Raw genomic sequence first — 13,859 nt, forward strand, 5'->3', positions numbered from 1 at the left:
CGGAGACACCACGGCGCTGCACGGCCCGCGCCACCACCCGGACACCGTGCGCCGTCAGGTCGGCGGCCGCCGCGTCCATGAGAGCGGCGAAGTCCTTCTGCTTGGCGGAGAAGTACCCGACGAGGACGACATCGGCCCCCGCGACGACCGGCACGGGGACGCGCGGTGGCGGACCCCCCGCCCTTCGAGGCCGAGAGGCGGGGCGCCGGTCGCGCCTTCGGTGTCGCTGCATGGCCCCACGCTGGCGACCGCAACCGCCATCCCGTCAGGCAGGCGCTCGGGCGGCCCTGCTCCACACCACCCGTCCCCGCGTCCACCCGCCCCCCCGCATCCACCCGCCCCGCATCCACCCCCCGCCTTCCTCGCGGGGTGGCGCGGCCTGGTGAACTGTTCCCATGCGCCGTACCCGCCTCGCCCTTCCCGCCGCCCTCGCAGGCCTCCTGCTCTTCACGGCCTGCGGAACCGAGCACCAGGGACCCGCCGGAGGTGGCGGCGCCACCGCGACGGCGGGATGCGGCGGGGGAGCGGAGCCTTCCGGACCGCAGGACGCTTCCGAGCCCCCGACCGCCTCCGCGTCACCGGCCGAGGACGGCGTCACGATCACGGGCACGGGCATGACCGGCGGCCGGGATGCGACCACGGGCCCAGGGGGCGGCCCCCGCCCCTGCGCCGCCTACTCCCTCACCAGCCGCGAGACCGAGCCCTTCACCTACACCGTCACCTTCGAGTTCCTCTCGGAGGCGGGGCAGGCGCTGACGGGCGTCGAGGACACCGTCCCGGCCGTCGCCCCCGGGGCGACCGTGCGGCGCACCGTCACCGCGGGCGACCTCCCCCCGGATTCCGCCGGGAACGCGCGCGTGAAGGTCATGAAGGTGCGTAGCGTCCCGACCGCCGAGGCGCCCTCCGAAGGCGGCGCCTGTCCGTCCACGGGCGTGCGCGTGTACGCCGACGAGGGCGACGCGGCCATGGGCCTGCGCGTCGTCGGCCTCCACCTGGAGAACTGCGGCACCGGCACGTACCGGCTCCAGGGCTACCCCCGCGTCGAGCTCCGGGACGAGGACCACGAGCGCGTCGAGGGCGTGGCGGTCCTCCGGGGCGGTGACGCCATCGCCGGGGGCACCGGGGCCGAGGGCCCGGCGCGAGAGCTGGCGCTGAAGCCCGGCGAGCGGGCGTACGCGGGCCTCGTCTGGCGCAACACCGTCGCGGGCGGAGCCGCCGTGAACGCCCCCTACGCGCGCGTGTGGGCGAAGCCCGGCGCCGCCCCGGTGACGGTGATCCCCGAACTCGACCTCGGCACGACGGGCAAGCTGGGCGTCGGCCCCTGGAAGAAGGAGGAGAGGGGCTGACCCCTCTCCTGGGTCCCCTCAGGCGTGCGTGAACACCCCCACCATGCGGGTGTCCGGGTTGCTGCTCATCCCGACGATCGCGCCGCCGTCGGCACGGTTGACCCGCGCGTGCGCGCCCGCGTAGCCGTCGTCGGTGAGGAAGAACCCCAACGCGGCGATCCAGTCGTCCACGGTTCCCGTCGCCGGGTCGTACACGGGCTCGGGGTGCGGCACGACCCGTTCCTGCGCCACGTAGCCGCCGCGCTGGACCGCGAGCTCCAGGGCCTTGTGCCAGTCGGCGTCGGTGCACTCCCAGCCGACGAACGTGTCCAGACCGCCGTACCCGGCCCCGGGCTTGAGGATGAGCCGTTCCCGCCGCTCCCGGCAGAGGTCGATCAGCTCCGCCGGCCCTGAGGCGCGCAGCGTCCGGCTCCACGGCAGGACCCGGTCCGCCAGAGCCCGCTCGTCGGCGTCGAAGGCGCTGCTCCACCGCGGGTCCGAGAGCAGGGCGAGGGCGCTCTTGTTCGAGTAGAGACCGCTCTCCAGGGACGTGAACAGCACGGTCCTGCCCGCCTCGTGGGCGCGGAAGAACGGCTCCGCCACCGCCGGGCCCTCCGGGTCGTCGAGGAGCTGGCTCGCCGCGAAGTTCCGCAGCACGAGGTCGAGCGGGGTGCCGTCCAGGGTGAGTTTTCCGTCTGCACGCGCGCGTACGTCGCCGATCTCGCCGATCCTCAGGTCCAGGCCCTGCTCGGCCATCGCCTCCTGGGTGGCGCGCATCAGCCGTCCGTACGGGCCGACGCCGCCGCGCCCCTCGATCAGGCCGATCACCGGTTCCGAGGAGCCGGACAGCACGGGCCGGGCCCGGTCGCGCAGGACGCCGGCCATCCGGGCGGCGATGTCCACATGGCCGAGGCCGTGCTCGCGCGCGAAGCCGGCGAACTCGGGGACCCCCAGCAGCCCCTGGTTGAAGACGTCCATGTCGAGGCCGCCGACCTCGCTGCCGAGGTTGAACTCCAGGAGCTTGTACGCGGTGCCGTCGTGGTACGCGTCGGCGCGGCCGAACTTCGCGGGTACGCCGGACCCGGCCCGGCGGAGCAGCGCCACCAGCGCCGGACCGAGCCCGATCTCCGCCGCGTACCGCTCGACGTCCCCGTCGAAGAGCCGCTCCGGCAGCGACACGAGAAGGTCGAAGAGGCCCTCCAGGTCCCGTGCGAACGCGGCCGTCTCCGAGGCCCGGACGAACCAGGGCCGGGGCAGCAGGTGCGGGCGCCAGGCCTCCTCGAAGGCCGGAGGCAGCTCCGCCCGGGCGACGGCCGCCGCGAGGCCGCCGTCACCGCGCAGGCACTCGTCCACGTATATCCGGCTCAGTTCGGTCATCTGTATCGCTCGCTTCATGGAAGAGATCGGGTACGTGCTCCGAAGGGCGAGCAGATTACCTCAGTACCCGATCCGTACTCCCGTGACGGCGTGACGGTCCGTCAATCCGCCCGTGCCGCCGGAGAATCCGACCAGGACGTTCTTGGGCAGCGTCATCGCCACGTCGATGACCTGGGCCCCGTCGACCAGGACGAGGAGGCGACCGGCGGCCGTCACGTTGACGTCGATCACATGGCTGCCCGTGCGCAGCGCGGGCACGGCCGTCGAGGTGGCCGCGTACCGGAGGGTGGAGCTCGTGCCGCCGGTCGCGACGCCCACGAAGTTCGACGACGGTTCCCCGGGGTTGCGGTACGTGTCCAGGGTGACCGCCACTCCGGTCAGGCCGCCGAAGCCGAGGGCGCCGCCTCCGCCGCCGAGTGCGGTGGTCGTCGTCCGGGTCGCGTCGAGGAGCATCAGCGCGAGGCCGTCGGCTCCGGTGCCGCCCGAGATCGTGGCGGTGAACCGGGCCCGCAGCCGGGCGGAGGGTACGGCGGTGGCCTGGATCGCCGAACCCTTCAGGTAGGCCTGGGCCGGGGTCAGGACCAGCGTGGTGCCCGACAGAGCGGCGCTGCCGTTGTACTTCCAGCCGTTGGGGCCGGGCGGCGGCACGGCGTACGAGGCGGCGGTGATCGACGCGCCCCGCACGGCGTGGATGTCGGTGATGCTGCCCGAGCCGCCGGTGAACGCCAGGAGGGCGGTCGGGGTGAGCGCGGCGACCGTGGTCCGCAGCCGCTGCGTGCCGTCCACGGAGAGCGTGACGGTCTTGCCCGTGACCGAGACGGCGACCGTGTGGGTCCCCGACCGCAGGTCGGGCACGCTCGACGTCGTCGACGCGTAGGTCAGGGCGGAGCCGCTGCCGCCGGTGGCGATGCCGACGAAGTTGGCGGACGGATCGCCCGGGTTCTTGAACGTGTCGAAGGCGACGGCCACGCCCGGCAGTCCGACGTAGCCGAGACCGCCGCCGACGCCGCCGAGCGCGGAGGGCGTGGTCCTCGCCGGGTCGAGCAGGGAGAAGGTGAGGCCGTCGGCGCCGGTGCCCCCGCCGATCACCGTGGTGAACGAGGCCTTGAGGCCGTCGGTCAGCACCGGCACGGGCCAGACGGCGGAACCCCGCTGGGAGGCGGTCGCCTGGGTGAGCTGGAGGTCGTTGCCGGAGATCCGCGCGGAGCCGTTCAGTTTCCAGCCGCCCGCGCCGGGTGTGGGCACGGTGACGGTGGTCCCGGCGACACCGGACCCGGTCAGCGCCTCGTTGTGGGGACCGCTCCCGTCGTCGGAGGTCAGCTCGTACGCGGCCGTCGCCGTGCCGATGGACGTGGGGGAGAAGGTGACGGCCTGGTGGACGACGTCCTCAGGGCCGAGGACCTGGCCCTCGCTGATCGGGTTGGTGACCTGGAAGGGAGCCGCCGGAGGCTTCGCCTTGGTGATGGTGAGGGGGATGTTGCCGGTGTTGCTGATGTCGAAGGTCTTCGTCACGGATTCGCCGATCTTCACCTGCCCGAAGTCCGTCGACGTGGGCGTGATGGTGAGCTGCGCCCGGCCGGTCACGGCGGTGCCGCTCAGGGCGACGGACACCGTGCCGTTCGTCCCGGTGACGGCGAGCGTCCCGGTGTGCTGGCCGGCGGCGGTCGGCGCGTACGCCACCTGCACGGTGACGGACTGCCTCGGCGGGACGACCGTGCCGGCGGCCGGCGGATCGGACGCGGTGAACGGGCTGGCGGGCAGGGACACCGAGGAGATCGTCTCGTCGCCCGTCCCGGTGTTGGTGAAGGTGACACCGAGCGCCTTGCGCGTCGTCGTGGCCACCGTCCCGAAGTCGAGCGCGGCCGGGGACGCGACGAGGCCGGGCCGGGTCCCGTACCCGGTCAGGCCGAGCGCGCTCTCGCCGAGATCGGTGGCGAAGGTCAGCGCCGAGGTGTCGGGACCGGGCGCGGCCGGCGAGAACGACACCTGTGCGGTGTGGGTCTCGCCGGCCCGCAGCGTACGGGGCAGACCCGCCGAGGACACAGAGAACGCGCTGCCCGCCGGTGTGCTCACCCCGGTGATCGTCACGTCCCGGGTCGCCGTGACAGTGGCCGTCGCCGTCCCGGTCGCCCCGACCGCGACCTCGCCGGCGTCCACCGGGTCACCCGTCAGCGCCGAGTTGGCGGGACGGCCGAAGGCGATCACGTGCCCGTCCCGCGTCCCCACGTAGATCCGCCCGCCGTCGGTGGCGGGCACGGAGAACTTCGAGGCCACACCGATCGGCGCCGACCAGCGCAGCCGCAGCGCCCCGTTCACGGGCACCGCGTCGTACGCGCGGAGCTGCCCGTTGGCACCGTTCGCGCCGTCCGCCGCGACGGCCCACACCAGCGCCGAGCCCGGGTTCGTCCCCGTGGACGTCACCACCGGCGAACCCGAGGTGTAGCCGAACTGCTGCGTGCTGCTGCCGGTGTTGGTGAGCCCCGGCATGCCCGAACCGGTGAGGCCGTACGCGAACGCCCGCAGCGGTCCCCGGCTGCCGACGGTGTACACGTAACCTCCCTGCCCGCCGTACACCGCGGGATGCCCCCACACCCCCTCGTACGGGCCGAAGGTGCCGAGCACCTTGTCGGTGCCGCCGGGCCCCTGGCTCCGGCCGCCGAGGTCGTCCCGGTCGAGGAGGAACAGCCGCCCGTCCTTGCCGATCTGGACGAGCAGCCGCGGATGGGCGCTGGTCCCGAAGGCCGGCTCGGGGAGGGCGACCGGGCCGCCGGAGCCCAGGTCGGTGTCGTTCTGGTCGAGCAGCGGCGCGTCGGAGGGGCTGAAGAAGTCCTGTGCCGACATCGTGCCGTCGCTGTTCACCCCGAGCCGGACCACCGACTCCGCGAGCTGGCCGGGCGGCCGGTTGCCGGGGCCCGGCGCGGGGGAGACCCCGTTGCCCGTCGAGAAGAGGATCCGGCCCGGACCGTCGGAGACCAGACCGCCCCCGCTCATCCACACCCCCGCCATGCCGTTCGCGGAGGAGTCCTCGGTGGCCCACAGCGTCGTCTTCCGCGTCGAGGTGCTCACGCCCAGGACGTAGCCGACGTACGGCCCCCGGTCGCAGTGCGAGGCGAACGCCGCGTACACCGAACCGCCCATCAGCAGCAGCCCCGGCCGCTGACCGGCGGTGTACGGGTTGAACGCCCGGCCCGGATCGTTCACCGGCGCGCCCGTCACCTTCACCGGCCAGCCCGATCGCTCGGCGCCCGTCGCCGGGTCGAGCGCGTGCACATACCAGTTGGGGTGCTGGACGTCCGGGCCGTCGTTCACCTTGGCCGTGAGGTACACGGCGTTGCTCGCCGGGTCGTACACCGGCGTCGAGGTGACCCCGATGTTCGGCACCAGGTCCCCGCAGGTGATGGCGGAGGCGGGCCAGGGGGCGCCGAAGTCCTTCGTCCAGCCGATGGCACCGGTGGCCGCGTCGATCCCGTACACCTTGTTGTTCTCGGTGGCCGCCACCAGCGTGCGCCCGACGACCAGCGGCTGGGCGTAGACCTGGCCGTCGACCGTGGTGGAGAACTGCTGCCCGAAGTCCGGGCTGGACACCTGCTCGGGGGCGAGCCCCGGCTCGTCCCGGTCCCAGCCGGTGCGCAGGTCGTCGTGGGAGATCGTCGTCTGGTCGGCGGCGGGGGCGCCGGGGAGGGCGGGTGCGACGGCGGCGGGAGCGGAGGGGCCCGGAGGGGTGGCGGGGACGGCGGTCCCGGCGACCGTGCCGCCGAGGACACCGGCGGTCAGAGACATCGTCAGGAGTCGGGCGATCGCCCTGCGTCGGCCGGCCATCTCTCCACCTTCATGGACGCACGAGGACGAAGACAAGGGCGCTCCGCCGCCATCATCGTGAACCGGCCAACGCGCGCGAACGCCCCGTTGCCCGGTCCCGTCGCCCAGGTCTACCCGATCGGCGGGCGCCGTGACGGCCGTTCGAGCAGTTCCGTCTCCTCCCCGGGCGTTAGCGGAACGTGAGCGAGACGTGAGCGGCGCGGAGCAAGGTGGTGCGGGTCGGCAGGCCAGGGCGGGACGACCATCCGCCCGGCACGCCCGTCGGCGCGTTCCGGGGAACGGACCGGAACGAGCAGGACCGAGGCCGGCGCCGTGGGCGGTCGTCGTCCTGACGGGTGCCGTCGTGGGGGCGGCACCGGCCAGGACGTGCCGATGCCGCCGGGGAGGCGGCGTCCGAAACCGGCCCTGACCGGTCAGGACCCGGGGCGGGCCGTGGGGGCCCGCCCCGGGCCCCGGCGGGTCAGGGCCGCCTCGGCGTGCCCGTGACCGGGCGACGACTTCCCCTTCCTCCAGGAGGCATCATGCGACGACGTACCTTCCTCAAGGGCTCGCTGCTCGGCGCGGCGGCCACCGCCGTCCCGCTCGACACACTGCTCACCACCGGCGCCTCGGCGGCCGAACCGGCACCGGTCACCTCCCTGAGCGCGCTGCAGAGCGCGATCGACCGCGCGGTCCCCGGCGACCGGATCGTCGTCGCCGACGGCACGTACACCGTCCCCTCGGGCGGCGCCATCGACGTCTCGGGGCGCAGCGGCATCACCATCGTCTCGCAGACCCGGGGCGGCGCCGTCCTGCTCGGCCCGCGCAGCTTCGTCCTCGACGGATCGAGCTCGGTCACCATCAGCGGCTTCTCGCTCCGGCAGAGCGGCACCCTGGAGATCCCGGCCGACAGCACGGGCGTCAGGCTCACCCGTAACGACATCCGGTTCGCGGACGTCGACGGCCTCGACTGGGTCCTCGTCGAGGGCGACGACGCCAAGATCGACCGGAACCACTTCCACGACCGGACCACCCAGGGCATCTTCGTCGTCGTCGACGGCCCCGGCACGACCGCCATCGCCCAGCGCCTGTACGTCTTCAAGAACCACTTCTCCGACCACGGCTACACGGGCGCCAACGGCGGCGAGTCGATCCGCCTCGGCGTCAGCAGCCGGGCGCTCTCCACCGCCGACGCGGTCGTCGAGTACAACCTGTTCGAGCGGTGCGACGGAGACCCCGAGGCCATCTCCGTGAAGTCCTCCGGCAACACCGTCCGGTACAACACGATCCGCGACAGCCAGGGCGGCATCGTGCTGCGCCACGGCAACGGCTCCACCGTCGAGGGCAACTGGCTGCTCGGCGGCAAGGAGGGAATCCGCCTCTACGGCAACGACCACCTGGTCGTCAACAACCACCTCGCCGGCCTCACCGGCCGGGCGCTGGTGATCGGCAGCGGCACCACGCGCGACCACCACGAGGGCGAGACCACCGAGGAGCGGCGCGGCAACGACGCCTGCGACCGCGCGGTGATCGTGCACAACACCCTGCGGGCCAACAAGAGTTCACTCTCGGGCGAGACCCGTACCTACGAACCGCGCGACGTGGTCGTCGCCGACAACGTCCTCGTCGGGGACAGCGGCAGCCTGGTCGCGATGGGGGCGACCACCGGCTTCACCTGGCAGAGCAACATCCTCTGGGGCGCGGCCGCCGACGGCACGATCCCCCCGGCCGGACGCATCCGCGTGGACCCCCGCCTGACGCAGTCCTCCGACGGCGTCTTCCGCCTCGCGGTGGACAGCCCCGCGATCGGCGCGGCGACGCTCGGCACGACGCCCGTCCCCGAGGACATCGACGGCCACGCCCGCGGCACCGCGCGCGACATCGGCTCCGACGAGTACAGCACTCTGGCCCCGGTCCGCCGCCCCCTCACCCCCACGGACGTGGGCCCGAACGCCTCCTGACCACCCGTCCGCGGCCCCTAACTCGTGGCGGCGCCGACGAGGGAACCGGCGGCCAGGGCCAGGAAGAGCGCGGGGACGGCGATGTTGCGGAGGACGCGGGCCCGGACGTGCACGACGACAGCGCCGATGAAGAACAGGACGAGCCCGACGGCGGCGGCGACGCCGACGAGCCGCGCGCCCAGCAGGCCGAGCAGGAGCCCGGCGGCGCCCGCGGCCTTCAGCGCGGCGAGCCAGGGGATCCAGGTCGCGGGCACGCCCACCGCGGCCGAGTTGGCGAGGACGAAGCGCGCCCGCGCGAAGTCCGCGACGGCGATGCCCGCGTTGGCGACGACGGTGATCGAGGTGACAAGGGTGTAGGTGAGGGACATGCGGTCAAGCCTCGTCGCGCGCCGGTCTTGGCGTCCAATACCCGTATCCATAACCTGGCGGCATGGATGTGGACACCCGGCTTCTGCGGTACTTCGTCGCCGTGGCGGAGGAAGGCAGCCTGACGCGCGCGGCGGAACGGCTCTACGTCTCGCAGCCCGCGCTGACCAAACAGATCAAGCACCTGGAAGCGCAGCTCGGGGCGCGGCTCTTCACCCGGTCCAAGGCCGGCATGACCCTCACCGAACCCGGCCGGGTGCTCGCCGGGCGGACGACCGAGCTGCTCGCCGCCCTGAGCCGCACGCTCCAGGAGGTGAAGGCCGCCGCGGGCCGGGAGGAACGCGTCCTGCGGGTCGGTTACCTGGCGAGCGCGGCCAACGAGGACACCCGCCCCATCGTCGAGGAGTTCGGGCGCCGCAGGCCCGACTGGCGGGTGGCGATGCGGCAGTCGTCCTGGTCCGACCCCACCGCCGGACTCGCCACCGGGGACGTCGACGTCGCCCTCGTCCGGCTTCCCTTCCCCGGCCAGGACGACCTGCGGGTGGACGTCCTGTTCTCCGAGCCCCGCTGGGTCGCGCTCCCCGCGGACCATTCGCTCGCCGGCCGCGACGCGATCGCCTTCCGGGATCTCCTGGACGAGCCGTTCGTGGCCGCTCCCGCCGAGACGGGTGCATGGCGGGACTTCTGGCTCGCGACCGAAGCGCGCGAGGGCCGCCCCGTCCGCATCGGGGCCGTCGTCGACCAGCCCGACGACTGGCTCGGCGCGATCGACCAGGGGCTCGGCATCGCCCTCGCCCCGGAGTCGGCCGCGCGGTTCTACGCCCGCCCGGGCATCGTCTACCGTCCCGTCACCGGCATCGCACCGAGCCGGGTCGGCGTCGCCCGGACGGTGGCCGCGGACACCGACCCCGTCGTACGGGACTTCGTCCGCTGCTGCGCGCACATCAGGGACCGTCCCCCCGTATCATCACCGAGATCATGATCAACTTTGCGATATCTCGGGGGAACGGGCACGTGACCAGGTTGAGGACAGTCGTCGCCGCGGTCGTTCTGGCGTCGGCGGTGACGGGCTGCGGATCCGGGGAGACGGCCGGCGGCACGCGGTCCGCGGACAACCCGGCGGCAGCCGCGCCCACCACCGCGGGCGCGGAGCAGACCGGGACGGAGAAGCTCGCCGCCGACCCCGGCATCCGCTACACCACCCTCGCCGTGCCGACCATGGAAGGCCTCGTCTGCGACGAGGGCGACGGCGGCTTCCACTTCGGCAGCGACCTCGACATGAGCATCACCGGTGACGACGGCCTGAAGGAGATCGAGGACGAGGACCTCACCGACGAGGTGTCCTGCTTCGGCAGCCCGCGCAACGTCCTCCGCAAGGGCACCATGTCCGCCTCGGCGCCCGTCTTCACCGCCAGGACCAACCTGTACGAGAACGTGACGGACCCCACCGCCGCGCTGAACCGCATCTTCGACGCCTCCACGAAGCTGGCGACGGACTACGGCCGCGACTTCAACGGCACCGGCAAGACCGTCACCAGCAGCTCCCTCGTCGTGAAGTGCCGGCAGAACGTCACCGACACCTTCCCGATGACGACCTGCCTCTGGGCGAACTACGGAGCGGCCGGAGTCCTCGACTTCTTCCCCTTCGACGACCAGTACATCCCCCTCGACTCGGCCGCCGCGCAGACGCGGGCCTTCGTCGCCGGCTCCCTCAAGAAGTAGGAACCCGCCCGGGCGGTCTCAGGCCTCCCCGAGACCGCCCCTGGCGATCACCTCCGCGTACCAGCGCGCGCTGTCCTTGAGGGTCCGGCGCTGCGTCGCGAAGTCCACGTGGACGATGCCGAACCGCTTGCTGTAGCCGTACGCCCACTCGAAGTTGTCGAGCAGCGACCACAGGAAGTAGCCGCGCACGTCGGCGCCGTCCGCGAGCGCCCGGTGCACCGCCGCCAGGTGCGCGTGCAGGTACGCCACCCGCTCCGGGTCCTTCACGTTCCCCGACGGGTCGGCGTAGTCGTCGTACGCCGCGCCGTTCTCGGTGATGACCAGCGGCACGCCCGGCAGTTCGTCCCGCAGCCGGACCAGGAGCTCGTGCAGTCCGTCCGCGTCCACCGGCCAGTCCATGGCCGTGCGCGGCCCGGGCACCGGCTCGAACCGTACGTGCCGCTCGGCGCCCGCCCACGGCGAGGGCGACTCGGAGGAGCCTGCCGCGACGACCGCGGGGGAGTAGTAGTTGATGCCCAGCGAGTCGATCGGCGCCGCCGCCGTCGCCAGGTCACCGTCCTCGACGAAGGACCAGTCCGTGACGGACGCCGTGTCGCGGACCAGGTCCTCGGGGAGCCGCCCGTGGAAGACCGGGTCGAGAAAGATCCGGTTGCCGACCGCGTCGATCCGGCGTGCCGCGTCCAGGTCCTCCGGGGCCTCCGAACGGGCCCGTACGGCATGGAGGTTGAGGGTCAGGGACACCTCCGCCGAGCCGGGCAGCGCACCGCGCAGCGCCCGGGCCGCGAGGCCGTGCGCCAGATTGAGGTGGTGCGCGGCGCGCAGCGCGGCGAGGTCGCTGGTGCGCCCCGGGGCGTGCACGCCGCTGCCGTAGCCGAGGAAGGCCGCGCACCAGGGCTCGTTGAGCGTGGTCCAGGTCGCCACCCGGTCACCGAGGGCCTCGGCCATCAGCCCCGCGTACTCGGCGAACCGGTACGCGGTCTCCCGGTGCGGCCAGCCGCCCGCCTCCTCCAACTCCTGCGGCAGGTCCCAGTGGTAGAGCGTCGCCACCGGCCTGATGCCGGCCTCCAGAAGCGAGTCGGCGAGCCGCCGGTAGAAGTCCAGGCCCTTGCGGACGGCCGGACCGCGCCCGGTGGGCTGGACCCGTGGCCAGGCGATCGAGAAGCGGTAGTCGGTCACCCCGAGCCGCCGCATCAGGGCGACGTCCTCGTCGACCCGGTGGTAGTGGTCGGCGGCGATGTCACCGGTGTCGCCGTTGCGCACCTTGCCGGGCGTACGGCTGAAGGTGTCCCAGATGGAGGGGGTGCGGCCGTCCTCGGCCGCGGCCCCCTCGATCTGGTACGCGGCCGTGGCCGTGCCCCAGCGGAAGCCCTCGGGGAAGCGGAGCGCGGTCGTGAGGCCGGAGCGGGCGTCGAGAGCGGTCATGGAACGGTGACTCCCTTGAATGAGGGGACGGTAGGAGAAAGGAGGTGGGGCGGGCGTCAGCCCTTGACCGCGCCCTGCATGATCCCTCCGACGATCTGCCGGCCGAGGAGGCCGAAGACGAGCAGCACCGGCAGGGTCCCCAGCAGGGTGCCCGCCATGATCACGGACTGGTCGTGGACGTAGCCGCCGCCGAGCTGGCGCAGCGCGACCTGGACGGTGGGCTCGGAGGAGGAGAGCGCGACGACCGGCCAGAAGAAGTCGTTCCACGCGGCCATGAAGGTCAGCAGGCCGAGCACGGCCATGCCGGGCCGGGCGATCGGCACCACGATCGACCAGAAGATCCTGGCCGTGGACGCGCCGTCGACCCGGGCCGCCTCGATCAGCTCGTCCGGCAGCGACTGCACCAGGTACTGCCGCATGAAGAACACCCCGAAGGCCGACACGAGGCCCGGCAGGATCACCGACTGGAGCTGGTTCACCCAGCCGAGCTCGGCGATCAGCATGAACAGCGGGATCACCCCCAGCTGCGGCGGGATCATCATGGTGCCCACCGTGACCGCGAGCAGCGCGCCCCGGCCCCGGAAGCGGAGCTTCGCGAAGGCGAAACCGGCGAGCGTGCAGCACAGGACGGTGCCGAGGGTGATCGACCCGGAGACGAGCAGCGAGTTCAGCAGCGCCTTGCCGATGTCGGCCTCTTCGAGGACCGCCTCGAAGTTGCGCATCAGGTGCGGCCCCGGCAGCAGCGCCGGCGGGACCTTCGCCAGGTCGGCGTTGGAGCGGCTCGCGGCGACGACCGTCCAGTACAAGGGGAAGGCCGAGAACAGCACGGCGACGACGAGGATCGCGTAGGCGAGTGGCCCGGCGTGAAGGGTGCGACCCGCCCGCGCGGAGCCTCGCCGCACGGTGAGGACGGGCGCGGTCATCGGTCGGCCTCCTTACGGGAACGGCGGCGCGCGATCAGGGCGTTGAGCCCGACGAGCACCACGATGAGCAGGAACATCACCCAGGCGATGGCGGCGGCCCGCCCCAGGTGGAAGAAGCCCCAGCCCTGCTCGTACATGTAGAGGCCGAGCGTCTGGTACTGGTGCGAGATGCCGCCCGAGACCGAGCCTTCGAGGAGCAGCGGCTCACCGAACAGCTGGGTCGCGCCGATCGTGGAGACGACGACGGTGAAGAGGATGGTCGGCCGCAGCCCCGGCAGGGTGACGTGGAAGAACTGGCGCCACCGCGAGGCCCCGTCCATCGCGGCCGCCTCGTACAGCTCGTCGGGGATGGACTGCATGCCGGCCAGGTAGATCAGCGCGTTGTAGCCGGTCCACCGCCAGATGACGACCGTGGACACCGCGATCTGCGAGGCGACCGTGCCGTTCTGCCAGTCGACGGGGTCGATGCCGATCAGACCGAGACCGTAGTTGATCAGCCCGAAGTCCCGGCCGAAGAGCTGCGCGAAGACCAGGGTGGCGGCGGCGACCGAGGTCGCGTACGGCAGCAGGACCGCCGTCCGCAGGAAAGTGCGGCCGCGCATCCGGTAGTTGAGCAGGTGCGCTAGCCCGAGGGCCATGACCAGCTGCGGAACGGTGGAGAGGACGCCGATCGTGAAGGTGTTGCGCAGCGCGGCCCAGAAGTACTCGTCGCCGAGGAGCGCGGTGTAGTTGCCGAGCCCGCGCCACTCCATGTCGCCGGGAGCCTGGAGCTCCACGCGGTACAGCGAGACGAAGGCCGTGTAGAGCAGCGGGAAGAGGCCGAAGGCGGCGAACAGGGTGAAGAACGGGGCGAGATAGGCGTACGGCGAGACCGTCCGCCAGGCCCGCCGGGCGGGCCCCGGCCGGGGCGGCGGGAGGGCGCGCGGCGGGGCCGGCGCCGGGGGTGCGGTGAGGGTCACGGAGCG

Annotated in this window: 10 protein-coding genes; 4 read left to right on the forward strand and 6 right to left on the reverse strand. The window is 73.0% G+C overall.

Annotated features, from left to right (window positions below; all coding sequences use genetic code 11):
* Positions 1-395 precede the first annotated feature (395 nt).
* Positions 396-1,346 (forward strand): DUF4232 domain-containing protein, encoded by a 951-nt coding sequence (locus ACN9M0_RS33760; RefSeq protein ID WP_426404764.1) that lies wholly within the window; start codon positions 396-398, stop codon positions 1,344-1,346.
* Positions 1,347-1,364: 18 nt separating this feature from the next.
* On the opposite strand, the gene ACN9M0_RS33765 is transcribed toward ACN9M0_RS33760, so the two are convergent.
* The gene (locus tag ACN9M0_RS33765; RefSeq protein ID WP_426404765.1) at positions 1,365-2,720 is read right to left on the reverse strand and encodes a hypothetical protein; all 1,356 of its coding nucleotides are present in this window, start codon (positions 2,718-2,720) and stop codon (positions 1,365-1,367) included.
* A 42-nt stretch (positions 2,721-2,762) separates the two neighbouring features.
* Positions 2,763-6,521 (reverse strand): choice-of-anchor D domain-containing protein, encoded by a 3,759-nt coding sequence (locus ACN9M0_RS33770; protein WP_426404766.1) that lies wholly within the window; start codon positions 6,519-6,521, stop codon positions 2,763-2,765.
* Between the two features lie 521 nt (positions 6,522-7,042).
* Between ACN9M0_RS33770 and ACN9M0_RS33775 the strand changes: the two genes are divergently transcribed.
* A complete protein-coding gene (locus tag ACN9M0_RS33775) occupies positions 7,043-8,461 on the forward strand; it encodes a chondroitinase-B domain-containing protein (RefSeq protein ID WP_426404767.1) in 1,419 nt (472 codons plus the stop codon).
* Positions 8,462-8,478: 17 nt separating this feature from the next.
* Here ACN9M0_RS33775 and ACN9M0_RS33780 read toward each other — a convergent pair whose 3' ends face one another.
* Positions 8,479-8,829 carry a DoxX family protein gene (locus ACN9M0_RS33780; protein WP_366041410.1) on the reverse strand — a complete coding sequence of 117 codons (351 nt, stop codon included), beginning with the start codon at positions 8,827-8,829 and terminating at the stop codon, positions 8,479-8,481.
* 62 nt (positions 8,830-8,891) lie between these two features.
* On the opposite strand from ACN9M0_RS33780, the gene ACN9M0_RS33785 reads away from it, so the two are divergent.
* Positions 8,892-9,809 carry a LysR family transcriptional regulator gene (locus ACN9M0_RS33785; RefSeq protein ID WP_366041409.1) on the forward strand — a complete coding sequence of 306 codons (918 nt, stop codon included), beginning with the start codon at positions 8,892-8,894 and terminating at the stop codon, positions 9,807-9,809.
* A 32-nt stretch (positions 9,810-9,841) separates the two neighbouring features.
* The gene (locus ACN9M0_RS33790) at positions 9,842-10,549 is read left to right on the forward strand and encodes a hypothetical protein (RefSeq protein WP_399697429.1); all 708 of its coding nucleotides are present in this window, start codon (positions 9,842-9,844) and stop codon (positions 10,547-10,549) included.
* 18 nt (positions 10,550-10,567) lie between these two features.
* Here the strand turns inward: ACN9M0_RS33790 and ACN9M0_RS33795 are convergent, their stop codons facing one another.
* Genes ACN9M0_RS33795 through ACN9M0_RS33805 form a run of 3 tightly spaced genes read right to left on the reverse strand, consistent with a single transcriptional unit; the run spans position 10,568 to position 13,853 of the window.
* On the reverse strand, positions 10,568-11,971 hold the full coding sequence (locus ACN9M0_RS33795) for a GH1 family beta-glucosidase (RefSeq protein ID WP_366041407.1): 1,404 nt from the start codon (positions 11,969-11,971) through the stop codon (positions 10,568-10,570).
* A gap of 56 nt (positions 11,972-12,027) precedes the next feature.
* Positions 12,028-12,894: a carbohydrate ABC transporter permease gene (locus tag ACN9M0_RS33800; protein WP_366041406.1), complete on the reverse strand. Its 867-nt coding sequence runs from the start codon at positions 12,892-12,894 to the stop codon at positions 12,028-12,030.
* Positions 12,891-13,853, reverse strand: coding sequence for a carbohydrate ABC transporter permease (locus ACN9M0_RS33805; protein WP_399697425.1), 963 nt, complete (start codon positions 13,851-13,853; stop codon positions 12,891-12,893). Before ACN9M0_RS33805 ends, ACN9M0_RS33800 begins: the two co-directional genes overlap by 4 nt.
* Positions 13,854-13,859 lie beyond the last annotated feature (6 nt).

Source organism: Streptomyces sp. R-07 (assembly GCF_049913175.1).
GTDB lineage: Bacteria > Actinomycetota > Actinomycetes > Streptomycetales > Streptomycetaceae > Streptomyces.

What these genes read in the sequence shown, in the direction of transcription:
- ACN9M0_RS33795 (WP_366041407.1), bottom strand. Translation starts at nt 11,971, where the DNA reads ATGACCGCTCTCGACGCCCGCTCCGGCCTCACGACCGCGCTCCGCTTC.
- ACN9M0_RS33780 (WP_366041410.1), bottom strand. Translation starts at nt 8,829, where the DNA reads ATGTCCCTCACCTACACCCTTGTCACCTCGATCACCGTCGTCGCCAAC.
- ACN9M0_RS33770 (WP_426404766.1), bottom strand. Translation starts at nt 6,521, where the DNA reads ATGGCCGGCCGACGCAGGGCGATCGCCCGACTCCTGACGATGTCTCTG.
- ACN9M0_RS33785 (WP_366041409.1), top strand. Translation starts at nt 8,892, where the DNA reads ATGGATGTGGACACCCGGCTTCTGCGGTACTTCGTCGCCGTGGCGGAG.
- ACN9M0_RS33800 (WP_366041406.1), bottom strand. Translation starts at nt 12,894, where the DNA reads ATGACCGCGCCCGTCCTCACCGTGCGGCGAGGCTCCGCGCGGGCGGGT.
- ACN9M0_RS33760 (WP_426404764.1), top strand. Translation starts at nt 396, where the DNA reads ATGCGCCGTACCCGCCTCGCCCTTCCCGCCGCCCTCGCAGGCCTCCTG.
- ACN9M0_RS33775 (WP_426404767.1), top strand. Translation starts at nt 7,043, where the DNA reads ATGCGACGACGTACCTTCCTCAAGGGCTCGCTGCTCGGCGCGGCGGCC.
- ACN9M0_RS33765 (WP_426404765.1), bottom strand. Translation starts at nt 2,720, where the DNA reads ATGAAGCGAGCGATACAGATGACCGAACTGAGCCGGATATACGTGGAC.